Source organism: Pimelobacter sp. 30-1 (assembly GCF_018831735.1).
Taxonomy (GTDB): domain Bacteria; phylum Actinomycetota; class Actinomycetes; order Propionibacteriales; family Nocardioidaceae; genus Nocardioides.
Genome location: NZ_NHTS01000004.1, coordinates 154,439 through 176,918, shown reverse-complemented (window position 1 = coordinate 176,918; position 22,480 = coordinate 154,439). Strand labels below are relative to the sequence as shown.

General features: G+C 74.6%; 23 protein-coding genes. 15 read left to right on the top strand and 8 right to left on the bottom strand.

The genetic code is table 11. From position 1 onward, the window contains the following. Positions 1–35: 35 nt before the first annotated feature. From CCO04_RS10600 to CCO04_RS10555, 10 genes are all read left to right on the top strand, one after another. On the top strand, positions 36–734 hold the full coding sequence (locus CCO04_RS10600) for a response regulator transcription factor (RefSeq protein ID WP_215814114.1): 699 nt from the start codon (positions 36–38) through the stop codon (positions 732–734). Continuing rightward, a complete protein-coding gene (locus CCO04_RS10595; RefSeq protein WP_215814113.1) occupies positions 731–3,298 on the top strand; it encodes a DUF4153 domain-containing protein in 2,568 nt (855 codons plus the stop codon). Before CCO04_RS10600 ends, CCO04_RS10595 begins: the two co-directional genes overlap by 4 nt. A gap of 77 nt (positions 3,299–3,375) precedes the next feature. Further along, the gene (locus CCO04_RS10590; RefSeq protein ID WP_215814112.1) at positions 3,376–3,999 is read left to right on the top strand and encodes a M15 family metallopeptidase; all 624 of its coding nucleotides are present in this window, start codon (positions 3,376–3,378) and stop codon (positions 3,997–3,999) included. After that, on the top strand, positions 3,996–5,156 hold the full coding sequence (gene alr, locus CCO04_RS10585; RefSeq protein WP_215814111.1) for an alanine racemase: 1,161 nt from the start codon (positions 3,996–3,998) through the stop codon (positions 5,154–5,156). The genes CCO04_RS10590 and alr overlap by 4 nt, the downstream gene beginning before the upstream one ends. Beyond that, positions 5,153–6,097, top strand: coding sequence for a D-alanine--D-alanine ligase family protein (locus tag CCO04_RS10580; RefSeq protein WP_215814110.1), 945 nt, complete (start codon positions 5,153–5,155; stop codon positions 6,095–6,097). The genes alr and CCO04_RS10580 overlap by 4 nt, the downstream gene beginning before the upstream one ends. Continuing rightward, positions 6,094–7,053: an acyltransferase gene (locus tag CCO04_RS10575; protein WP_215814109.1), complete on the top strand. Its 960-nt coding sequence runs from the start codon at positions 6,094–6,096 to the stop codon at positions 7,051–7,053. Before CCO04_RS10580 ends, CCO04_RS10575 begins: the two co-directional genes overlap by 4 nt. After that, positions 7,050–8,309: a histidine kinase gene (locus CCO04_RS10570; RefSeq protein WP_215814108.1), complete on the top strand. Its 1,260-nt coding sequence runs from the start codon at positions 7,050–7,052 to the stop codon at positions 8,307–8,309. The genes CCO04_RS10575 and CCO04_RS10570 overlap by 4 nt, the downstream gene beginning before the upstream one ends. 24 nt (positions 8,310–8,333) lie before the next feature. Beyond that, complete coding sequence (locus CCO04_RS10565; RefSeq protein ID WP_215814107.1) at positions 8,334–8,999, top strand: response regulator transcription factor; 666 nt, start codon at positions 8,334–8,336, stop codon at positions 8,997–8,999. A 4-nt stretch (positions 9,000–9,003) separates the two neighbouring features. After that, positions 9,004–9,657: a GrpB family protein gene (locus CCO04_RS10560; RefSeq protein ID WP_215814106.1), complete on the top strand. Its 654-nt coding sequence runs from the start codon at positions 9,004–9,006 to the stop codon at positions 9,655–9,657. Continuing rightward, entirely contained in the window at positions 9,654–9,881 is a 228-nt protein-coding gene (locus tag CCO04_RS10555) for a DUF4287 domain-containing protein (RefSeq protein ID WP_215814105.1), read from the top strand. Before CCO04_RS10560 ends, CCO04_RS10555 begins: the two co-directional genes overlap by 4 nt. A gap of 8 nt (positions 9,882–9,889) precedes the next feature. Here the strand turns inward: CCO04_RS10555 and CCO04_RS10550 are convergent, their stop codons facing one another. From CCO04_RS10550 to CCO04_RS10540, 3 genes are read right to left on the bottom strand one after another with little or no spacing between them, the layout of a single operon-like run. Further along, entirely contained in the window at positions 9,890–10,399 is a 510-nt protein-coding gene (locus CCO04_RS10550; RefSeq protein WP_215814104.1) for a hypothetical protein, read from the bottom strand. 30 nt (positions 10,400–10,429) lie between these two features. Next, positions 10,430–10,885, bottom strand: a complete 456-nt coding sequence (locus CCO04_RS10545) for a DUF5990 family protein (protein WP_215814103.1) — start codon at positions 10,883–10,885, stop codon at positions 10,430–10,432. Between the two features lie 31 nt (positions 10,886–10,916). Beyond that, positions 10,917–11,492 (bottom strand): TetR/AcrR family transcriptional regulator, encoded by a 576-nt coding sequence (locus CCO04_RS10540; protein ID WP_215814102.1) that lies wholly within the window; start codon positions 11,490–11,492, stop codon positions 10,917–10,919. A gap of 114 nt (positions 11,493–11,606) precedes the next feature. Here CCO04_RS10540 and CCO04_RS10535 point away from each other — a divergent pair, with 114 nt between their 5' ends. Next, a complete protein-coding gene (locus tag CCO04_RS10535) occupies positions 11,607–13,283 on the top strand; it encodes a 3-ketosteroid-delta-1-dehydrogenase (protein WP_215814101.1) in 1,677 nt (558 codons plus the stop codon). A gap of 55 nt (positions 13,284–13,338) precedes the next feature. Here CCO04_RS10535 and CCO04_RS10530 read toward each other — a convergent pair whose 3' ends face one another. The 4 genes from CCO04_RS10530 to CCO04_RS10515 all read right to left on the bottom strand — a co-directional run bounded on the left by CCO04_RS10530 (position 13,339) and on the right by CCO04_RS10515 (position 17,471). Beyond that, entirely contained in the window at positions 13,339–13,710 is a 372-nt protein-coding gene (locus CCO04_RS10530) for a nuclear transport factor 2 family protein (RefSeq protein ID WP_215814100.1), read from the bottom strand. Next, the gene (locus CCO04_RS10525) at positions 13,707–15,260 is read right to left on the bottom strand and encodes an FAD-binding protein (protein ID WP_215814099.1); all 1,554 of its coding nucleotides are present in this window, start codon (positions 15,258–15,260) and stop codon (positions 13,707–13,709) included. The genes CCO04_RS10530 and CCO04_RS10525 overlap by 4 nt, the downstream gene beginning before the upstream one ends. Before the next feature lie 123 nt (positions 15,261–15,383). Next, positions 15,384–16,214 carry an IclR family transcriptional regulator gene (locus CCO04_RS10520; RefSeq protein WP_215814098.1) on the bottom strand — a complete coding sequence of 277 codons (831 nt, stop codon included), beginning with the start codon at positions 16,212–16,214 and terminating at the stop codon, positions 15,384–15,386. Positions 16,215–16,472: 258 nt separating this feature from the next. Further along, positions 16,473–17,471, bottom strand: a complete 999-nt coding sequence (locus CCO04_RS10515; RefSeq protein ID WP_215814097.1) for a MarR family winged helix-turn-helix transcriptional regulator — start codon at positions 17,469–17,471, stop codon at positions 16,473–16,475. 219 nt (positions 17,472–17,690) lie between these two features. Here CCO04_RS10515 and CCO04_RS10510 point away from each other — a divergent pair, with 219 nt between their 5' ends. Continuing rightward, positions 17,691–18,875: an acyl-CoA dehydrogenase family protein gene (locus CCO04_RS10510; protein WP_215814096.1), complete on the top strand. Its 1,185-nt coding sequence runs from the start codon at positions 17,691–17,693 to the stop codon at positions 18,873–18,875. Positions 18,876–18,891: 16 nt separating this feature from the next. Further along, positions 18,892–19,824 carry a VOC family protein gene (locus tag CCO04_RS10505; RefSeq protein WP_215814095.1) on the top strand — a complete coding sequence of 311 codons (933 nt, stop codon included), beginning with the start codon at positions 18,892–18,894 and terminating at the stop codon, positions 19,822–19,824. 61 nt (positions 19,825–19,885) lie between these two features. Here CCO04_RS10505 and CCO04_RS10500 read toward each other — a convergent pair whose 3' ends face one another. Beyond that, positions 19,886–20,437, bottom strand: coding sequence for a flavin reductase family protein (locus tag CCO04_RS10500; RefSeq protein ID WP_215814094.1), 552 nt, complete (start codon positions 20,435–20,437; stop codon positions 19,886–19,888). A 131-nt stretch (positions 20,438–20,568) separates the two neighbouring features. Here CCO04_RS10500 and CCO04_RS10495 point away from each other — a divergent pair, with 131 nt between their 5' ends. Continuing rightward, entirely contained in the window at positions 20,569–21,444 is an 876-nt protein-coding gene (locus CCO04_RS10495) for an alpha/beta fold hydrolase (protein WP_215814093.1), read from the top strand. Then, a complete protein-coding gene (locus tag CCO04_RS10490) occupies positions 21,441–22,475 on the top strand; it encodes a ferredoxin--NADP reductase (RefSeq protein WP_215814092.1) in 1,035 nt (344 codons plus the stop codon). The genes CCO04_RS10495 and CCO04_RS10490 overlap by 4 nt, the downstream gene beginning before the upstream one ends. The last annotated feature ends 5 nt before the right edge of the window (positions 22,476–22,480 follow it).

The following is a 22,480-nucleotide window of genomic DNA, read 5'->3' as shown; positions in this document are numbered from 1 at the left end:
CGCATCCCGGCCCGCCACGCTCGTAGCCTCGGAGCATGGAGAGCGCGCGCCGGCGGACGGTCCTCGTCGTCGAGGACGACCCGGTCATCAACCAGGCGCTGGCCGACCGCCTCGACGCCGAGGGGTACGACGTCGTCCGCGCCTGGGACGGGCCGGGTGCCGTCGCCGCGCACACCGAGCACGCGCCCGACGTGGTGCTGCTCGACGTCATGCTCCCCGGGTACGACGGCCACGAGGTGTGCCGGCGGATCCAGGCCGAGCGTCCGGTGCCGGTGCTCATGCTCACCGCCCGCGCCGACGAGGCCGACGTGCTGGTCGGGCTCGGGGTCGGCGCCGACGACTACCTGACCAAGCCCTTCCGGATGCGCGAGGTGGTCGCCCGGGTGTCCGCCCTGCTGCGCCGGGTGGACCGCGCGGCCGAGCTGGCCGGGCGGCGCGCGCTCGAGCTCGGTGACCTGCGGGTCGACGCGCCGGCCCGGCGGGTGTGGCGCGGCGAGGACGAGGTGCGGCTGACGCCCACCGAGTTCGACCTGCTGCTGTGCCTGGCCGCGACCCCGGGCGCGGTGGTGACCCGGGAGAAGCTGCTCGCCGAGGTCTGGGGCTGGGACGGCGCGACCGGGACCCGCACCGTCGACAGCCACGTCAAGGGCCTGCGGGCCAAGGTCGGTGCCGACCTGGTCCGCACCGCGCACGGGGTCGGCTACGCGCTGGAGATCGGCGGCGACCGGTCGTGAGCGCCCAGCCGCTCGTCGGCGTCCGCTCGATCAAGGTCAAGCTCGGCCTCCTCGTCGCGGCCAGCGCCACGCTCGCCGCCGCCGTCGGCGCGATCGGCACCGCGGGCGGCGTACCGGCCTGGCTGAGCATCCCGGTCACCATCGGGCTCGCGCTCGCCCTCACCCAGCTGCTCGCCGTCGGGATGACCTCGCCGCTGCGCCAGATGACCGCGGCCGCGCGGCGGATGGCGACCGGCGACTACGACGTCCGGGTCACCGACACCTCGCGCGACGAGGTCGGCGAGCTGGCCCGCGCCTTCAACACGATGGCCCGCGACCTGGCCGGCGTCGACAAGCAGCGCCGGGACCTCGTCGCCAACGTCAGTCACGAGCTGCGCACGCCGCTGGCCGGGCTGCGCGCCGTCCTCGAGAACGTCATCGACGGCGTCGGTCCGCGCGACCTGGACGCGCTCGGCACCGCGCTCGCCCAGGCGGAGCGGATGAGCGGTCTCGTCGAGGACCTCCTCGACCTCGCCCGGGTGGACGCCGGCCGCGCGCCCCTCGCCGCCCGGCCGGTCCCGCTCGCCGTGCTGCTGGCGGACGCGGTCGCCGAGGCCGAGGCGCTCGGCCGCGGCGTCCAGTACGACGTCCGGGTGACCCCGCCCGACCTGGTGGTCGTCGCCGACCCGGCCCGGCTGCACCAGCTCGTCGCGAACCTGCTCGACAACGCCTCCCGGCACAGCCCGGCCGACGGCACCGTCCTGGTCACCGCGCGACCGCAGGGCGAGCGCTACCTGCTGGAGGTCCGCGACTCCGGGCCCGGCGTCCCCGCGGCCGAGCGGGAGCGCGTGTTCGCGCCGTTCGGCACCCACCCCGAGTCGGCCGCGACCGGCGGCACCGGGCTCGGTCTCGCCATCGCCCGCTGGGTCACCGACCTGCACGGCGGCTCCATCGGCTTCGTCGACCCCGTCCCCGGCACCACCGGTGCCCGGGTGCGCGTCGACCTCCCGCTCGCCCCCACCCCTCGACCCCAGGAGGTCGCGATGCCCGCGCCGACGCCCCCTGTCCCGGCCCCCGCGCCTGCCCCGGCCCCGGCCCCCGCCCCCGTGGCCGGGGTTCCGGTGACCGACGACCTGCTCGGCACGTTCTGGCCCGAGCGCGGCGTACCGGCCCGGGTCGGCCTGCTCCTCGGCGCGCTCGGCGCCGGCCTGCTCGGCGGCCTCGTGCTGCCCGAGCGCGCCCTCGGCATCGGCACCTTCCTGGTGCTGCTCGGCGCGGGGGCTGTCGTCCTCGTCGCCAGCCCGCGGCGGCGCGACCCGTTCACGCTGACCTGCGCGGCGCTGTGCGTGCTGCTCGCCGGCACGGCCGTCGTCCGCGACGCGGAGTGGATCGTCGTGCTGTGCCTCCTGACCGGCGCCGGTGTGTGCGTCGTCGGCGTGACCCGCGGCCGGACCCTCGGCGGCTTCCTCCTGGCCGGCGTGATGTGGCCGGCCGCGGGTCTGCGCGGACTGCCCTGGTTGGGCCGCACCCTCGGCGCCCTGCCCGGCCTCGGCCACGGCGCGGCCCTGGTCCGCACGCTGGTCTGGTCGGCCCTCGGCCTCGTCGTCTTCGGGGCGCTCTTCGCCTCGGCCGACGCCCTCGTCGCCGAGTGGCTGGGCGCGGTCGTCCCCGACCTCAGCGCCGAGAACGTCGTCCTGCGCGGCTTCGTCACCGTCGCCGTCGGCGGCACCGTGCTCGCCGCGGCGTACCTTGCGCTCAACCCGCCGCGACTCGAGCGCGAGCGCACGGGCGCGGGCGCGACACCCGGCGCGCGGCCGGTCGCCCGGCGCTACGAGTGGCTCGCCCCGGTGCTCGTGGTGGTCGCGATGTTCGCGGTCTTCCTCGTCGCCCAGGCCACGGTGGTCTTCGGCGGCCACGCCTACCTGCGCCGGACGACGGGCCTGACCTACGCCGAGTACGTCCACCAGGGCTTCGCCCAGCTCACCGTCGCCACCGTGCTGACCCTGCTCGTCATCGCCGTCGCCGCGCGCAAGGCGCCCCGCGCGACAGCGTCCGACCGGCTCTGGCTGCGCGGCGCGCTCGGCGCGCTGTGCGTCGAGACGCTCGTGGTCGTCGCGTCCGCGCTGTACCGGATGGACGTCTACCAGGAGGCCTACGGGTTCACCCGGCTCCGCCTGCTGGTCGACGTCTTCGAGGCCTGGCTCGGCCTGCTCGTGCTCGCCGTGATGGCCGCGGGTCTCGTGCTCAAGGCGGGCTGGCTGCCCCGCTTCGCCCTGATCAGCGGCACCGTCGCCCTGCTCGGCCTGGCCGCCGCCAACCCCGATGCGTGGATCGCCCGGCACAACGTCGACCGCTACGAGCAGACCGGACGCGTCGACTGGGCCTACCTGGACGGTCTCTCCGACGACGCCGTCCCGGTCCTCTCCGAGCTGCCGGCCGCCGAGCGGGCGTGCGCGCTGTCGGGCTGGAGCCGCTCGGACGACGACTGGCTGGAGTGGAACCTCGGCCGCGCCCGGGCGTCCAGCGCGATGGGCGAGGTGCGCGCCGTGCCGGTCCCGACGGAGGGCTGTCGTCCCACCGACTGACGGGCCCGGCACCTGAGGACCGCCGCCGGCACCTCAGGCTGAGGTGGTGAACCCTCCCCGCTTCCTAGCGTGGAGCCATGACGATCCTCCTGTCCGATCCCCGCGTGCGGGCCGTGCCCGTGGTCGAGAACGGCGAGCCGCTGGTGCGGCTCCCGCACGAGCTGTCCCCGGCCGGTGCACTGGTGCGTGCCGGGCTGGCCGAGCGGCTGGTCGCGGCGGACCGGCGGCTGCCGGCCGGGGTCCGGCTCCGGGTGGTCGAGGGGTTCCGCCCGGTCGCGGAGCAGCGCGCCATCATCGCCCGGTACGACGGCGAGCTGCGCGCCCTGCACCCCGAGATCGACGCGGTCGAGCTCGCCCGGCTGAGCAGCCGGTTCGTGGCGCCGGTCGAGGTCGCGCCGCACGTGGCCGGTGCCGCGGTCGACCTGACGCTGGTCGACGTGCTCGGCGACGAGCTCGACCTCGGTACGGCGATCGACGCGACGCCCGAGCAGAGCGACGGCCGCTGCTGGTTCGCCGCGGCCGGGATCGGCCCGGACGCCCGCGCGCACCGCGCGCTGCTGGCCGACGTGCTGGAGGAGCAGGAGCTGGTCAACTACCCGACCGAGTGGTGGCACTGGAGCTACGGCGACCGCTACTGGGCGCTGACCATCGGAGCCCCGCAGGCGCTCTACGGGCCGCTGTCCGCGGCGGTGGCGGCATGAGCGGCGGACTGGCCGTGCAGACCCGGACGAGCGGGCCGGCCGTGGTGGCGGGTCCGGAGCTGAGCGTCGACCTGACCGCCGTCGCCCGCAACACCGAGCGGCTCGCTGCGAGCACCCACGGCGAGCTGATGGCCGTGGTCAAGGCGGACGGCTTCGGGCACGGTGCTCTCGACGTCGCCCGGACCGCGCTCGCCCACGGTGCCACCCGGCTCGGCGTCACCAGCCTCGCCGAGGCGTGGCCGCTGCGCGAGGCGGGACTGGTCGCGCCGGTGCTGAGCTGGCTCAACCCGGTCGACGCCGACTTCGCCGCCGCCACCGCGCAGGACGTCGAGGTCGCGGTCCCGAGCGCGGCCCACCTGGGTGCGGTCGTCGCGGCGCCGGGCCGGACCCGGATCCACCTGCACGTCGACGCGGGCATGGCCCGCGACGGCGCCGAGCCCGCCGCGTGGCCCGAGCTGTGCCGGATCGCCCGTCGCGCCGAGCTGTGCGGCGCGGTCGAGGTGGTGGGAGTGATGGGCCACCTGGGCTGCGCCGACGACCCGGCCGACGCGTGCAACGCGCTGGGCCGCAACCGCTTCGCGTGGGCCGTCGAGGTCGCCCGTGCCGCCGGCCTGCGCCCGCGGCAGCGCCACCTCGCCGCGACCGCCGCGACGCTCACCGACCCGCGCACGCACCACACGATGAGCCGGGTCGGCGCCGGGCTGGTCGGGATCGACCCGTCCCGGAGCACCGCGCTGGCGCCGGCGATGACGCTGACCGCCCCCCTCGTCCAGGTACGACGCGTGCGCGGCGGGACGAGCGTCGGCTACGGCCACGCGCACCGCACCGGCGGGTCGACGTACCTGGGGCTGGTGCCGCTGGGCTACGCCGACGGCCTGCCCCGGGTCGCGTCCGACCGGGCCGAGGTGCTGGTCCGCGGCGCCCGGCGCCCGGTCGTCGGCCGGATCTCGATGGACCAGGTCGTCGTCGACCTCGGCGCCTGCGGCGCCGACGCGGGCGAGCCGGTCACCGTCTTCGGCCCCGGCACGCACGGCGAGCCGACCGTCGCCGAGTGGGCCGGCTGGGCCGGGACCATCGAGCACGAGATCGTCACCGGGCTGGGCGCGCGGGTCGCGCGCCGGACCGCCGCGGTGCCCCACCTGAGGAGCCTGGCATGAGGACCCGCACCCGGGTCGCCGTCATCGGCGGCGGCCACAACTGCGAGCACGACGTCTCCCTGGCCTCCGCGGCCTCGGTCGTGACGGCTCTCGACCCCGCGCTGTACGACGTCGTCCCGCTCACCATCGGCCGCGACGGCACCTGGCACGACCGGGGCGGGCGACCGATCGGGCTCAGCGGTGCCGCGCAGGTGCTGCGCGGGTGCGACGTGGTCTTCCCCGTCGTGCACGGTCCGCGCGGTGAGGACGGCGCGCTCGCCGCCCTCTGCGAGCTGGCCGGCCTGCCGTACGTCGGCTCCGGGATCCGTCCCGGCGCGCTCGCGATGGACAAGTGGGCGACCAAGCTCGTCGCCCAGGCGGTCGGCCTGGCCACCGCATCCGGCCGCCTGGTCACCGCCGCCACCGCCGCGCACCTGGAGTGGTCGCACCCGGTCGTGGTCAAGCCCGTCGCCGCCGGGTCGAGCCAGGGCGTCACGCTGGTCGACCGGCCCGCGGGGCTGCGGCCCGCGCTCGACGCCGCCTTCGCGCTCGACGACCGGGTCCTGGTCGAGGACGTCGTCACCGGCCGCGAGATCGACGTCGCCGTGCTGCGCCGCGCCGACGGCAGCCTGCTGGTGCCGCCCGCGCTGGAGATCGTCGTCGACGGGCTCTTCGACTACGACGCCAAGTACGGCGGCCACGCCGACTTCCGGATCCCCGCCGCGATCGACGAGGCCGACGCCAAGGCGCTCGAGGACGCCGCCGTGACGGCCTACGAGGCGCTGGGCTGCGCCGGCCTGGCCCGGATCGACTTCTTCCTCACCGACGCCGGACCGGTCCTCAACGAGGTCAACACCGTGCCCGGGATGACCGAGCACTCGCAGGCCCCGCGGATGTTCGCCGCCGCCGGCCTCTCCTACCCGGACCTGCTCGACGAGCTCGTCCGGGCCGCGCACCGGTGAGGATCGACGGGCTCGACCTGCTCCGCGGGATCGCGGTCGGGCTGGTGATCCTGCGCCACGCGCTGCCCGACCTCGCGCCCGGCGCGGGCGTGGTCGGCGTGGTGATGTTCTTCGCGCTGTCGGGCTACCTGATCACCGGCGTGCTGGAGAAGGGCCCGCGGCTGCGGGACTTCTACGCCCGCCGCGCGCTGCGGCTCGTGCCGCCGCTGGTGGTGCTCGTCGCCGGCGTGGTCGTCGTGACGCTCGCGCTCGACCCGCTCGGCGACCGCGGCGAGCTCGGCTGGACCGTGCTCTGGGCGCTGACCTGGACCGGCAACCTGCCGTTCGGCCACGCCAGCGACGCGACCTTCCACCTGTGGACGCTCGCGACCGAGGAGCAGTTCTACCTCGTCTGGCCGGCCACCTTGATGCTGCTCGGCCGCCGCCGCGCCCTCGTCGTGGCCGGACTGCTCACCACGCTGGCCTGCCTGGCGACCACCTGGTGGCTCGCCGAGGACCCCGACCTGGCGTACTCGCTGCCGACCAGCTGGGCGCTGTGCTTCGTGGTCGGCGCCGCCGTCCGGCTGTACGGCGACCGGCTCGCCGTCCCGTCCTGGGCGGCACCCGCCGCCCTCGCCGTGCTGCTCGTGCTGAGTGTGGTTCCCTTGCGGGGACATGTCCTCACGTACCTGGCAGGAGGTCCGGCCATCGCCGTGCTCACCGGTGTGCTGATCCTCGCCTGGCGGCAGTGGACCACGGTGACCGGTCCGCTGCGCGTCCTGGTCGCGCTCGGGACCGTGTCCTACGCGGCGTACCTGTGGAACTACCCGCTCGCGCAGTGGCTGCCCGCGCTCCCCGCGGCGCTGCTGACCCTGGTCGCGGCCGCCCTGTCGTGGCGGTACGTCGAGCAGCCGGTCCAGCGCTGGTCCGCGCGGCGGCGGGCGGTGGGTCCGGCCACGGCGGAGGTGACGGCGTGAAGCAGGTGACGCGCTGGCTGCCGGACGCCGCCGCGGCCCTGGCGACGTTCGTCCTCGGGATGGCGGAGGTCAACCGCTACGCCTACGACGACCCGTGGGTCGCGGTCCTGGTCGTCGCCGGCATCGCGCTCGCCGTCGGCCTCTCCCGCGCCCTGCCCGGCGTGGCGCTGGCCGCCGCCTGGGTGACCGCCGGGGTGCAGGTGCAGTCGGGCACCCACCCGCTGCTGACCCAGGTGCTGCTCGCCACGGTCGCGTTCGGCTGCGCCCGCTGGGGCCGGATCCCGACCGTGTGGCTGAGCGGGCTCTCGATCCCGCTCGCCGCCGTGGTCGCGGTCGTGTGGCTGAGTCCCTACGAGTTCTACGAGGCGCTCCAGATCATCGGCATCGACGGCATCGCCGCCGACGCCTACCGGACCGGCCGCTTCGACTGGCGGCTCATCGGCGCCGTCGTCGGCATCGCCCTGCTCGCCACGCCCTGGCTGCTCGGGCTCGCGCTCCGCTTCGCCGCCCGATCCGAGCTCTCCCGGCGCTCCCAGGTCGCGGCCGAGGCGCAGCGCGACCAGGCCGAGGAGATCGCCCAGCTCCGCGAGGAGCAGGCCCAGCTCGCCCGCGACGTCCACGACGTCGTCGGGCACTCGCTGGCGGTGATCCTGGCCCAGGCCGAGTCGGCGCAGTACCTCGAGGACGCCGACACCCAGGGCCTCAAGATCACGATGTCCAACATCGCCACGTCGGCACGCTCCTCGCTCGACGACGTCCGCCAGGTGCTCTCCTCGACCGCCAGCCAGAACCAGGGCCAGACCCCGCCGGCCACCCGGCACGCCGACCTCGACAGCCTCGTCGACGGGGTCCGGGCCAGCGGGCACGAGGTGGTCACCACCGAGGTCGGGACGCCGCAGCCGCTGCCGCCCGAGCTCGGCGTGGTCGCCTTCCGGGTGCTCCAGGAGATGCTCACCAACGCCATCAAGCACGGTCGCCGAGACCGGCCGGTCCTGGTCGAGCGGCATTGGGAGGGCGACCTGCGCATCGAGGTGCAGAACGCCGTCCCCGAGGACCTCCCGCACCTCGCGGAGACCCAGCCGATCGCCCTCGCCGCCTCCGCGCCCCCGACCCTGCCGGCCCCGACCGGCGGTGGCCAGGGCCTCGACGGCATGCGGCGCCGGCTCGAGGCGGTCGGCGGCCACCTCGACGTACGCCGTCGTACCGACCCGCCGACGTTCACCGCCACGGCCTGGGTGCCGATGCGCTCGCGCTGACCCGTCGCCCGCCATGATGGGGCGGTGAGCGAACCGATCCGCGTCCTGCTCGTCGACGACCAGGAGCTCTTCCGCGAGGGCGTCCGGGTGATCGTCAACGCCCAGGAGGGCATGACGGTCGTCGGCACCGCCGGCGACGGGGTCGAGGCGGTCCGGTTGGTCGACGAGCTGGTGCCCGACGTGGTGCTCATGGACATCCGGATGCCCGAGATGGACGGCGTCGAGGCGACCCGCCAGATCTTCCTGCCCGACCGCGCGGCCCGCCGCGAGCGCCCGGTCCGGGTGGTCGTGCTCACCACGTTCAACCTCGACGACCGCGCCGCCGCCGCGATCCGCTACGGCGCCAGCGGCTTCCTGCTCAAGGGCACCACGCCGGTGATGCTGCGCGACGCGATCCGCACCGTCCACGCCGGCAACGCCGTGCTGGCGCCGGCCGACCTCTCGACGCTGCTCGACAGCCAGTTCCAGGCGACGGTGAACCCGCCGGCGTCGTACCTGTCGCTGACGGACAAGGAGCGCGAGGTCTTCGCGGCCGTCGCCAAGGGCCTGTCGAACCAGGAGATCGCCGGACGGGTCTTCCTCAGCGAGTCGACGGTCAAGACCCACGTCGGCGCGGTGCTGCGCAAGCTGGGGCTGCGCGACCGGGTCCAGATCGTCGTGTTCGCGCACGAGCACGGGCTGGTCGGGTGATCGGGTGCCCAGCCGCCACGACATCGTCACCTTCCACGACCCGCCGGTACCGCCGGGCGCCTCGCCCTGGGTGGCCGGCGCCGGGCCGAGCCCGGACGTGCGCGTCGTCGACCCGGACCCCACCTGGCCCGACCAGTTCGCCCACCTCGCCGATGTCGTACGACGCGCGCTCGGCTGGCGGGCGCTGGTGATCGAGCACGTCGGTTCGACCGCGGTGCCCGGGCTCCCGGCCAAGCCGGTGATCGACGTCGACCTGGTGGTGGCCGACGCGGGGGACGAGTCGTCGTACGTGGGGGCGTTGGAGGAGGCCGGCTTCGAGCTGCGCGTGCGCGAGCCCTGGTGGCACGAGCACCGGCTGCTGCGCCCGCGACCCGACGCGGGTCTGCCGGCCTGCCACCTCCACGTCTTCGGCCCCGACAGCCCCGAGGTGGTCAAGCACCGGCTGTTCCGCGACTGGCTGCGCGGCAACCCCGACGAGTGCGCGCGCTATGCGGACGCCAAGCGGGGCGCCTCGGCGGCGGCGACGGCGGCCGGCGAGCACGGGATGCAGTACAACGCCCGCAAGGAGCGGGTGGTCCGCGAGATCTATGCCCGGATGTTCGCCGCGACCGGCCTCACCGATGAGTTTCCGGACGCCGGCGGGTCGGTAGGGCCATGAGCGAGACCGCCAAGGCAGCCCCCGGCCCCGCGTCGTACTTCCCCTCGATCGAGAAGAAGTACGGCCGCCCCATCGCCGCGTGGCAGGAGACCCTCCGCGCCCACCCCGACTACGCGAGCGCCAAGCACGGCGACCTCGTCGCCTTCCTCAAGGCCGAGCACGGCCTGGGGCACGGGCACGCCAACGCGCTCGTCGTGCACACCCTGCGCGAGGACCGCGGCTAGCGCGAGGTCTAGCGGAGCCGACCGCGCCAGGCGCCGGCCAGCCCGGCCCCGACGAGCAGCGTGCCGACGAGCGGGAACAGGTAGCTCGGCGCGGTGAACCAGAAGTGCGTCGACGGCAGGTCCTGCGCGAACTCGTAGAAGCCCGGCAGATCCGCGACGAACCACACGAACGGGATCCCGCCCCACACCAGCCCCGCGAGCACCGGGCCCAGCCCGGAGATCCGGGCGGTGACGGCGACGGCCAGCAGGATCAGCGCGCCGAGGACCAGCAGCACGAGCTCGCCCGCGGCGTTGGAGTTGTCGAAGGTCCGGGCGCGCTCCTGGAGGTACTTGCCCGAGCCGTAGTCGAACACCATGATCCCGATCGGGGTCAGCACCAGCGCGACCACGGCGCTGATCAGGTGGCGCAGCACCATCGGGCTCCGGCTCCGGCTCCCCGGTCCGGGGTAGCCCGGCGCGGGGAACGACGGCGACGGAGACGGAGACGGCGGGGGCGGGACGGCACCGGGAGCGCTCATGTCGCCGAGCCTGCCCCGCGTCCCGGGTGCTCAACCCCGGGCGAGCGTGAGGGTCAGTGCGGGGGGCTCGAGCCGGGCGCAGCGCGGTCCGCCGCGTTCGTCGGTGAGGTCGACGGTGGCGACGACGTGGTCGTCAGGGCCGAGCCCCGGGTCGGTGCCCGCACCGAGCGCGAGGACGTCGGCCAGCATCAGCTTGGCGCGGCGGAACATCGCGAAGCCCCCGTCGGCTCCGAGGTCGCCCCAGGTGAGGTAGACGAAGCGTTCCCCGCGCCGGCCCTGGACCGCCGGCCCACGGACGTCGGTGGTGCCGTCGGGCAGGTCGACCAGGCGCAGCTCGGTGGTCCAGGTGGCGCGGTCGGCGTCCCCGGGGACCAGCTCGGCGGGTTCGCGCCCGACCTGGAGGCCGACGTGGACGTCGTCGTGGGCGACGGTGTCGCCGGCCCAGGTCCGGCCGGGCAGGTGGTGTCCGCGGATCTCGAGCAGCACGGTGCGGGTCCTCCGGTCTCGGGGCTCGGCCTCAGGCCGGGGGCTCGTCGAGCAGCAGGAGCCGGCGCCCGGCCTGGACGATGCCGGCCCGCAATGCGTCGTCGTCGATGTCGGCGCAGCTCGGGTCCTGGGCCGGCCCGAGCAGGCCGGACAGGAAGATCGCGACCTGGAGCCGGGTGGCCGGCGCGGGGTCGGGTCCGGTGAGGAGCGCGCGCAGCCGGGTGAAGAGCTCGTCGTGGTCGGGGTGGTTGCGGACGTACTCCTCGACGGCGGCGTCCTGGAGCAGCACGGCCCAGCGGCCGCGGTGGGTGACGGCCTGGTCGGCGAGCCCGATGATCGCCGCCTCGGTGATCGCCCGCGAGCCCTCGTGGGCGCCGGCGGTGCGCACGATGGCGTCGATGGCCTCGAGCGCGGGGGCGAGGACGGCGGCGACGACCTGCTCCTTGGTGGGGAAGTGGTGGTAGACGGCGGCCTTGGTGATCCCGGCGGCGTCGGCGATCTGCTGCAGCGACGTGCCGGAGACGCCCTGCGCCGCGAACAGCCGGGTGGCGGCGTCGAGGATGCCGCTGCGGCCGGGGCGGGTGCGTTCGGCGGTGCTGCTGCTCATGACCGCATCATCGCCCATGGACGGTGAGGTCGAGGGCCTGGGCTTTCCCTGTCATGCGGTCTAGAATAACTAGCCGAACGGCTAGTTGGCCGTGTACTGCGAAAGGACCCCGTCATGTCCGACACCACCGTGGACCTCCTCGTCATCGGCTCGGGCACCGGGCTCGCCGCCGCCCTGAGCGCACGCGAGCAGGGGCTCGACGTCCTCGTCGTCGAGAAGACCGAGTACGTCGGCGGCTCGACGGCCCGCTCGGGCGGCGCCTTCTGGATCCCGGCGAACCCGGCGCTGGTCGAGGCCGGCTCGCGCGACACGCTCGAGCGCGGCGAGACCTACCTCGACGCCGTCGTGGGCGACAACGCCCCCAAGGCGCGCTGGCAGGCCTTCTTGAAGCACGGCCCGGACACGATCAAGATGCTGCGCCGCACGACCGCGCTCCAGCTGATGTGGGCCCGGGGCTACTCCGACTACCACCCCGAGCTGCCCGGCGGCGACGCCGCGGGCCGCAGCATCGAGAGCAAGCCCTTCGACGCCTCCGTGCTGGGCGAGGCCCGCCCGCTGCTGCGCCCCGGCGTGGTCGAGGCGCCGGTCCCGATGCCGGTCACCGGCGCGGACTACAAGTGGATGAACCTGGTCGCCCGCAAGCCCGGCAAGGGCCTGCCGCGCATCCTGCGCCGGGCTGCCCAGGGCATCGGCGGCATGGCCCTGGGCCGGGACTACCTGGCCGGCGGCCAGGCGCTCGCGGCCGGGCTGTTCGACGGCGCGCTGCGCGCGGGCATCCCGATCTGGCGCGAGACCACGCTGGTCGAGCTGGTCACCGACGGCGACCGGGTGGTCGGCGCGGTGCTGGAGCGCGACGGCGGCCGGGTCACGGTGACCGCGCGCCGCGGCGTCGTCCTCGCGGCGGGCGGGTTCGACCACGACATGGAGATGAGGCACCGCTACCAGGCGGAGTTCCTCGACGACTGGAGCCTCGGCAACGACGGCAACACCGGCGACGCGATCAAGCTCGCCGCCGAGGTCGGCGCCGACCTGACGCTCATGGACCAGACCTGGTGGTTCCCGGCCGTCGCCCCGCTCCCCGGCGGTACGCCGCAGGTGCTGCTCGCCGAGCGCTCGCTGCCCGGCTCGATCATCGTCGACGGTCAGGGCCGCCGGTTCATCAACGAGTCGACCGACTACATGACCTTCGGCCAGACCGTGCTCGGCCGCGACCGCGCCGGCGACCCGGTCGGCACGATGTGGCTGGTCTTCGACCAGGCCTACCGCAACAGCTACGTCCTCGCCGGCTCGCTGTTCCCACGGATGGCCCTCCCCCAGCAGTGGTACGACGCGGGCATCGCGCACAAGGCCGGCTCGGCCGCCGAGCTGGCCCGGGCGACCGGACTGCCCGAGGACGCGCTCGTCGCCACCCTGCGCCGCTTCGACACCATGGCGGCCGCCGGGATCGACGACGACTTCCACCGGGGCAACAGCGCCTACGACCGCTACTACGGCGACCCGACGGTCACCCCGAACCCGAACCTGCGCCCCCTCGACCGCGGCGACCTCTACGCCGTCCAGGTGGTGCTGAGCGACCTCGGCACCTGCGGCGGCATCCGCGCCGACGAGCTCGGCCGCCCGCTGCGCGCCGACGGCAGCGTGATCGACGGGCTCTACGCGATCGGCAACACCGCGGGCAACGTCTTCGGGCGCAGCTACCCGGGTGCCGGCGCGACCATCGGCCAGGGCCTGGTGTTCGGTCACATCGTGGCCACCCACGCGGCTAGCCACGCGCCCGTCCAGGTCGGCTGAGAAGCCTCCGGGCCCGGCGCCGCCCGAGAGCGGCGCCGGGCCCGGAGCACCACCGTCAGACCGGGGTGACGACCATGTCCTCGGGCGCCCAGAAGGCCCGCATCGACGTGATCTGCCCGTCGGCGTCGAACGTCATCACGTCGATCGGCTCGATGACGTACTGCTGGTCGCCGCCGTCGGTGGTGACCCGGAACGAGAACGCCGCCTGCCCGGCGACCGCGCGGACGGCGAGCAGCTCGGTGCGCACGCGCGCGCCGGCCAGCGCGCCGTAGAACTCCTCGATCGCCGCGCGCCCGCGGACCGGGTCGGAGCCGACCGGGTCCTCGAGCGTCGCCTCGGGGGCATAGAGGGCCGCGATGGCGGCCGGGGAGCCGCTCGCGACGGCGTCGAGGTACCGGGCGACGGCGGCCTTGGTCGCGGCGCTCACCGGGCCTCCTCCCCGGCCCCGGCCAGGTGGCGTACCGCGAGGTGGCTGAACAGCATGCTCGTGCCGATCGGGTTGCCGCCGCCCGGGTAGGTGGTGCCGCTCGGCGCCGCCATCGTGTTGCCCGCGGCGTAGAGCCCGGGGATGGGCGTCCCGTCGGCGGTGAGCACGCGCGCGGACGTGTCCGTGCGCAGCCCGCCCTTGGTGCCGAGGTCGGAGATGCCGAAGGCGGCCGCGTGGAACGGGCCCTCGTCGATGCTCGTCAGCGGCGGCTCCCCGCCGGAGAAGAACCGGTCGTAGGCCTCGCCGCCGCGGCCGAAGTCCGCGTCGAAGCCGTCGGCGACCAGGCCGTTGAAGCGCTCGACCGTCGCGACCAGCGCGTCGGCCGGGACGCCGATGAGCGCGGCCAGCTCGGGCAGCGTGTCGGCGGTGTGCCACAGGCCCGCGGCGACGTAGTGCTCCTCGTCGACCATCGAGACGTTGGTGGCGCGCACCGGCGGGACCGAGCCCTCCTTGTGGTCGTAGACCATCCAGTAGGGCCGGGTCACCCCGCCCTCGGTGAGGTGGTCGATGATCGCCCGGCCGAGCCGGTCGTAGGGGGCCGACTCGTTGACGAAGCGCTGCCCCTGGTCGTCGACGAAGATGCCGCCGGTGAACCACAGCGCGAACGCCGAGCGCCCGTCGGGGTGGGTCAGCCCGGGCGACCACCAGGCCTCGCCCATGAGGTCGGTGTCCGCGCCGACGGCGATCGCCGCCTGGTGCGCGGCGCCGATGTTGGTGGGCGGGCCCATCGTGTCGCGCGCGACACCGGGGACGCCGTACTTCTGGCGGAGCTCGTCGTTGGCCTCGAAGCCGCCGGCGGCCAGCACCACGCCACGGCGCGCGCGGATCGCCCGGCGTACGCCGTCGTGCTCGACGATCGCGCCGACCACGGCGCCGTCCTCGACGACGAGCTCGGTGAGCGCCGTCGAGCGCAGCAGCGTGGCGTCGGGGTAGTCCGCCAGGGCGGTGAGGAAGCGGGCCACGAGGGCCCGGCCGCCGAGGAATAGGTCGTCGGGCTGCGGCGTGCCGAGCCGGTCGTGGTCGAGCGGCCCGCGCACCACCTCGCGCAGCTCGGGTGCGTCCGGCACCGGCAGCGGCGTCGGGACGATGTGCCGCTGCCCGTCGCGGCGGGCCTTGGGGGCCTCGCCGAAGTAGTCCGGCCACGGGTAGGGCTCGAAGGAGAAGTGGTCGTCCTCCTCGAGGTAGGCGATCAGCCCGGCCCCACCGCGCACGTAGGTCTCCTGCAGGTCCGCGGGGGTGCGGTCGCCGACCACCGCGCGGTAGTACTCCAGAGCGTCCTCGACCGTGTCGTCGGTCCCGGCTCGGAGCAGCACCGGGTTGGCCGGGAACCAGGCCCCGCCACCGCCGGAGTAGGCGGTCGTCCCACCGAACGTGTCACCGGCCTCGACCAGGCACACGCGGAGCCCCTCGCGGGCCGCGGTGTAGGCCCCGGCCATGCCGCCGGCGCCGGAGCCCGCCACCAGTACGTCGTACTCCTCTGCCCAGTCCATCGTGATCCTCTCGCCGGGTTCGCCGACGCCGACCTCCGGCGTCGTGGCGGCGACGCTAGGCAGCGGCCGGGGGCGCTCCGGGGGGTTCTCCCGTCCTGCGGGAGTCGCCGGGCGCGCGGTGGATCAGCGCAGCCAGGATCGGCCGTGGCGGCGGCGCTGGGGGTGCAGGACCCCGGCGATCCGGTGGGCCTGGCCGAGCAGGAGCGGGGCGATCCGGGCCGGCGGCAGGTCGCCGGGGACGGCGAGCGAGATCGCGGCGACGGCGCCGTGGGGGCCGAGGACGGGTGCGGCGATCGAGGCGATCCCGGTGGTGAGCGGGTCGGCCGGCGCGTGCACGACGCCGCGGCGCTGGCGCACGGCGGCGAGCTCGCGGTGGAGATCGGCCAGGCGGGCCGGGGGGAGCCGCGGGCCGAGCACCTCGTCGACGTACTCGGGGGAGCGGCAGGCGAGCAGCGCGCGCCCGCTGACGGTGTCGCACGCGAGCAGCCGGGCGCCGACCCGCGAGGGGACGGCGCGCGCCGCGGAGCCGCCGATCTTGTCGAGGTAGTGCACCCGGTCGCCCTCGAGCACCGAGAGGTGCGCGACCGCGCCGGTGACGGCGTGCAGCTCGTTGAGGTACGGCGACGCGGCGACCCGGACCTCCTGGTGCTCGCCGGGCCGGCCGGTGAGCGTGGGCGCGTGCGGCCCGAGCCGGTAGCCGCGGGTGTCGTGCTCGACCCAGCCCTCGTCGATGAGCTGGCCGAGGATCCGGAACGCGGTCGAGCGGGGCAGCCCGGTCAGCGCCATCACGTCCTCGAGCATCAGCCGGTCGGGGGACTCGCTGAAGGCGTTGAGGATCCGGGTCACCCGGCCCACGACGCCCAGGGGGGTACGCCGGTCGTCGGGGTCGACGTCCGGCGTGAGGGGCGCGACGGGCGCGACGGGCGCGGTGGTGGGCAGGGCGGTGACGGTCATGGCGGGGTCCTCCTCGGGGTGGGGCCTCCCGACGAGTGTGAGCACTGACACAGGGCAAATCAAGTGGATCGAACGCACATATTTTTCAGGTGTGTTTCGGCCATGGGTCGCCACTCCCGGTGAACGGGAGTCTTTCGGCGCCGAGAATTGTGGCTCTGACCTGCTCAAACGTCTCTAGTGACAGACCTGCAACTAACTTGCCGAACGGCTAGTTTTACTGGACCACTTGCACATAAATTTGTTCTGGCTACCGGCGAGTCACAGCTCGGAGATGAGCCCGCGGGCGGTCAGCGCGGCCACGTAGCGCTCGGCCAGCGCGGCCCAGCGGTCCCGGTCGGCGGGGTCGAGGGGGCCGAGCGCGGCGCTCAGGTCGGCGCGCTGTGCGGCGCCGAGCCGGCGTACCTGGGCGACGCCGCGGCGCGAGCACCGGACCAGGGTGGTGCGCCGGTCGAACGTGTCCGCCGCGCGCTCGACCAGGCCGAGCTCCTGGAGCCGGGAGACCCGCTTGCTCGCCTGGGTGTGGTCCACCCAGGTCCGCTCGGCGAGGTCGGAGACGGCGAGCGGTCCGTGCCGGCCGACCACGACGAGGGTCAGGTAGACCTGCGGGCTGAGGTCGGGGGCGTGGTCGCGCAGCAGCTGCTCGAACCAGCGCGCCTGCGGCAGCCACGCGAACAGCCGCACGGCCGTCTCGCCCAGGTCCAGCCGCGCCTCCGAGCGCGCGACGCCGTCCTCGGCGACGAGCCGGCGCCACAGCTCGGGCGCGGCGGAGTCGGGCCGGTCGGCCAGCCAGCCGCTGAGTCCGGTGTGCACGATTCGCAGGAGGCGGGCCAGGGCCGCGACCTCGTCGTCGGACCAGTCGGCGGTCGCGCTGATCGAGGCCTCGGCCCAGCCGAGCAGCGAGGCGTTCATCACCGGCTGCGCGGCGGGCGCGACCTGGAGCAGCGTGCGCCGGCCGTCGGCCGGGTCGGGCACCCGGGCGACGTACCCGAGCTCCTCGAGCCGGCGGGCCTGGCGGCTCGTGCGGGACAGGTCGGTGACGAGCGCGGCGGCGACGGTGCTGGTGGCGACCGGAGGCCGTCCGTTGAGGTACTCCAGCAGGCGCAGGTCCGCGGCCGGCAGCGAGACGCCGCCCATCTCCTCGAAGATCCGGGTGTGCTCCTGGCTCTCCGCGATCCGGGCGAACGCGTTGAGCAGGCGCAGGGTCGTCGCCTCGAGCGAGGGGGTGGGGGTGGGCTCGCTCGGTCGGGTGGTCGGCACCGCGGTCTCCCTCCTGTCCCTGTCGCCGTCAGGCTGCTCGCCGATTCTCGCGTGTCGGGCCGCGGTGCCGGACAGCGGGAGAGGAGCGAGCCGGTTCCGGGTCGGTTCCGGGTCCGTTCCGGCTCCGTTCCCGCCTGGTGGGAGAACGGCCGCGCGCGACCCGGACCGGTTGCGACGGTGTCCCCTCGACTGCCCGAGCAGTCCTGGAGGAGGAGAACCATGGGCCACGATGTCCTGTCCGCGATCGAGAAGCGCGCCGAGCAGATCGCCGCGACCGGTGCGGCCAACGAGAAGCTCGGCCGGCTGGACGACCAGGCGGTCGCCCTGCTGCGCGAGACCGGCGTGATGCGGATGCTGCAGCCCGCCAAGTACGGCGGCGCGCAGGCCACCCCGGCGGAGTTCGCCGAGGCCGTCATGAAGGTCGCCGCCTGCGACGGCGCCACCGGCTGGGTCGCCGGCATCGTCGGCCTGCACCCGTGGGAGATGGCGATGATGGACTCCCGCCTCCAGGAGGAGGTCTGGGGTGCCGACCCCGAGGTGTGGATCGCCTCCCCCTACGCGCCGATGGGCATGCTGACCCCCGAGGACGGCGGCTTCCGGCTCACCGGGCGCTGGCAGTTCTCGTCCGGCACCGACCACTGCGACTGGATCTTCCTCGGCGCCACCAAGGCCGACGCCGACGGCAACCCCGACTTCGCCGCGGGCATGTGGCACGTCGTCCTGCCGCGGGCGGACTACACGATCGTCGAGGACTCCTGGGACGTCGTGGGCCTGCGCGGCACCGGCAGCAAGGACGTCGTCGTCGAGGGGGCCTTCATCCCCGACTACCGGGTGCTCGCCTACGAGCGGCTCACCGACGGCTCGGCCCCGCGGGACGCCGGGCTGGACGACCCGTCGTACCTGATGCCGTTCACGACCGTCTTCCCCAGCGGCATCACCTCGGCCGTGCTGGGCATCTGCGAGGGCGCGCTCGCGCACCACCTCGCCTACCAGACCAACCGGCTCCAGATCAGCGGCACCGCGGTGCGCGAGGACCCCTACGTCCTCTCCGCGATCGGCGCCGCGGCGGCCGAGATCCACGCCTCCAAGGTGGCGCTGCTCGACAGCCTGCGCTGGAGCCACGACCGGGTCGCCGCCGGCCACGAGCTGACGTTCGCGGAGCGCTCGAAGAACCGCCAGACCCAGGTCACCGCGTCCTGGCGCGCGGTGCGCGCGATGGACGAGATCGTCGCCCGCTCCGGCGGCAACGGCCTGCGCATGGACCACCCGATGCAGCGCTTCTGGCGCGACGGCCACATGGGCCTCGCCCACGCCATCAACGTGCCTGGCCCGGCCCTGCACGCCTCGGCCCTGGGCGAGATGGACATCGTCCCGCCGCCCGGCCCGCTGCACTCGATGATCTGACCCGGAAGGAACCCGCATGTCCCAGAACACCCGTCACATCCGCTCGCTCGGCTACATCCGGATGCAGAGCCAGGACATCGCCCGCTGGCGTGAGCTCGCGATCGACACCCTCGGCTTCCAGGAGGTCGCCGGCGCCGACCCGGACGCCCTCTACCTCCGGATGGACGAGCGCCCCTCGCGCCTCGTCGTCGTCCCCGGCGGACCCGACCGCGTCCTCAGCATCGGCTGGGAGGTCCGCGACCACCTGGCCCTCGCCGCCGTCACCCGCGACCTGGAGGCCGCCGGCATCGCGGTCAAGCCCCTCACCGACGACGAGCTCGCCGACCGCCGCGTCGAGGGCGCCATCGGCTTCACCGATCCCGGCGGCAACCCGACCGAGATCTTCTTCGCCCCCGAGCTCGACCACAGCCCGGTCCGCACGGGCTTCGCCCAGAAGTTCGTGACGGGCGACCAGGGCCTCGGCCACGTCGTCGTTCCGACGACGGCTCCGGAGGAGACCTTCGCCTTCTACACCGAGGTCCTCGGCTTCCTGCCCCGCGGCGCCATGAAGGCCGGCCCGCCGATCAACGGCTACCAGCCGCGCGTCCGCTTCCTCGGCGTCAACCAGCGCCACCACAGCCTCGCCCTCATCGGCGCCCCCCACGGCGAGGCCCCCGGCCTGGTGCACTTCATGGTCGAGGTCGACGACCTCGACGCCGTCGGCCGCGCGCTCGACCAGGTCAACCAGCGCGGCTTCTCCATCTCGTCCACGCTGGGCCGGCACACCAACGACAAGATGGTGTCGTTCTACGTCCGCGCCCCCGGTGGCTGGGACGTCGAGTACGGCACCGACGGCAGCCGGGTCGACGAGTCGTCGTACACGGCCGAGGAGATCACCGCCGACTCCTACTGGGGCCACGACTGGTCCGGCTCGGAGCCGCTCGCGGCGTTCGTGCCGCCGTCGGCGTGAGCTGACCCAGGACGACGTACGAAGGCCCCGGTCCGGTGGACCGGGGCCTTCGCGCGTGCGCTCAGCGCCAGTGCTCGTTCCACCCGAACAGATCCGGCGGGACGACGACCCCGTCCCCGTCCACCCCGAACCGCCCCCGGTAGAACACCAACGGCCGCCCGGTCCGCGGCGTCTCCAGCGCCAGCACCCGCCCGATCACCACGTCGTGGTCGCCCTCGACGTGCACCGAGGCGACCTCCGCGTGCACCCGGCAGAGCACGTCGGGCAGCGACGGCGTGCCCCATGCGGACGTCGTCCAGCCGAGCTCGTCGAAGCGCCGCCCGCGGCTCGAGCCGAAGCGCTGGCACAGGTCGGTCTGGTCCTCGGCGAGGACGTTGACGCTGAACCGGCCGGTGGTGCGGATGCGGGGCCAGGTGCGGCCGCCGTGGTCGGCGCAGAACAGGACCAGGGGCGGGGTCAGGGAGACCGAGGCGAAGGACTGGCAGGCGAAGCCGGCCGGGCCGTCGGCGTCGAGGCCGGCGACCACGGTGACGCCGCTGGCGAAGCTGCTCAGGGCACGGCGCATCCGCTCGGGGCTGGGCTCGTGCACCGGGGGGACGGCGGTCTGGGGCATCGGGTACTCCTCGGGTCGTCGTGGTCCGACCGGGTGACGGTAGGCGGGAGTGGGGGCCGGAACGCCTTCTTCTCCCGGAGAACGGAACGAGCCGGGCGCGCGGGGGCGTGGTCGACCTAGCGTCGCCGTCCATGAACCAGACCTCGACGACCGACGCCGTTGCGACCCTGCGCGAGGTGGCCACCGACCGCGGTGTGCTGCGCTACCACGAGGCCGGGGACGGCCCGCCGCTCGTGATGCTGCACGGGTCGGGGCCCGGGGTGACCGGCATGAAGAACTTCGCGGGCAACCTCGCCCGGTTCTCCCAGCACTTCCGCTGCCTGGTGCTCGAGCTGCCGGGCTTCGGGGTGAGCGACGCGACCGGTGAGGGTCTGCTGCCCGGCGCGGCCGCGGCGACGATCCGGTTCCTGGACGCGCTCGGGCTCGACCAGGTCGACATCATCGGCAACTCGCTCGGCGGTATCGCCGGGGCGCTCGTGGCGATGGAGCAGCCCGACCGGGTACGACGCCTGGTCACCGTCGGCGGTCTGGGCCGCAACGTCTTCTCGCCCGCGCCGGGCGAGGGGATCAAGCTGCTCGTCGACTTCACCGACAACCCGACCCGCGACAAGCTGGTCGCCTGGCTGCACTCGATGGTCTACGACCCGGCGATGATCACCGAGGAGATGATCGAGGACCGCTGGAAGCAGGCCACCGATCCCGAGACGCTCGCCAACGCGCGCACGCTCTACGGCAGCGAGGCGTTCGCCCGCAATGCCGCGGCCGCGGCGGCCGCGGACCACGTGCCGTACTGGGCGATGCTGCACAAGATCAAGGCCAAGACCCTCATCACGTGGGGCCGCGACGACCGGGTCAGCCCGATGGACATGGCCCTGATCCCGATGCGCACCATCCCCGACGTCGAGCTGCACGTGCTGCCCAACTGCGGCCACTGGGCGATGATCGAGGCCAAGCACGCGTGGGAGAACGTCGTCGAGGCGTTCCTCACCCGACCCGAGATCGCATGAGCACCGCCCCTCTGCGGCTGCGGGTCGTCGCCACGGTCGCCGAGACCGACGATGCGCGCTCGGTGGTGCTGACGCCCGAGGACGGCGGCCCGGTCGGCTACCGGCCCGGTCAGTTCCTCACCTTCCGGGTGCCGTCCGCGGAGGGGTCGCTGGCCCGCTGCTACTCGCTGAGCAGCTCGCCGCACGCCGATCCGGACCGGCTCGTGGTGACGGTGAAGAAGGTCCCCGGCGGGCGCGGCTCGGCGTGGATGTGCGACGAGCTGGCCGTCGGCGATGTCGTCGACGCACTGCGCCCGGCCGGCACGTTCACCCCGCGCGACCTCGACCGCGACCTCCTGCTGGTCGCCGCCGGCAGCGGGGTCACGCCGGTGATGTCGATCCTGCGCTCCGCGCTCGCTACCGGCACCGGGCAGGTCGCGGTGCTCTACGCCAACCGCGACGAGCGCTCGGTGATCTTCGCCGCCGAGCTCGCCGCGCTGGAGCAGGCGCACCCCGACCGGCTCGTCGTGCTGCACTGGCTGGAGAGCCTGCATGGGCTGCCGGACGACCAGCGGCTCGCCGCCCGCCTCGCGGCGTACGCCGGGCGGGAGGCGTTCGTCTGCGGCCCGGCGCTGTTCATGCGCGCGGTCGAGAAGGCGCTCGCCGCGGCCGGTACGGACTCCGCGCTGGTGCACGTCGAGGAGTTCGTGTCGCTGACCGGTGACCCGTTCGCCGCGCCCGAGCCCGTCGCGCTCGCGGCCGGCGAGGACGTCGACGCCGCCGAGCTCGAGGTCACCCTCGACGGCGCGACCCGCACCCTGCCCTGGGCGCGGAGCCGCCCGCTGACCGACGTGCTGCTGGCCGCGGGCCTGCCGGCGCCGTACTCGTGCCGGGAGGGGGCGTGCAGCGCGTGCGCGTGCGTCGTCACCGAGGGCGAGGTCGCGATGGAGGTCAACCAGGTCCTCGACGACGCCGACCTCGCCGACGGGCTGGTGCTCGGCTGCCAGGCGCGGCCGGTCTCGGACCGGGTGCGCATCTCGTACGACGGCTGACCGGT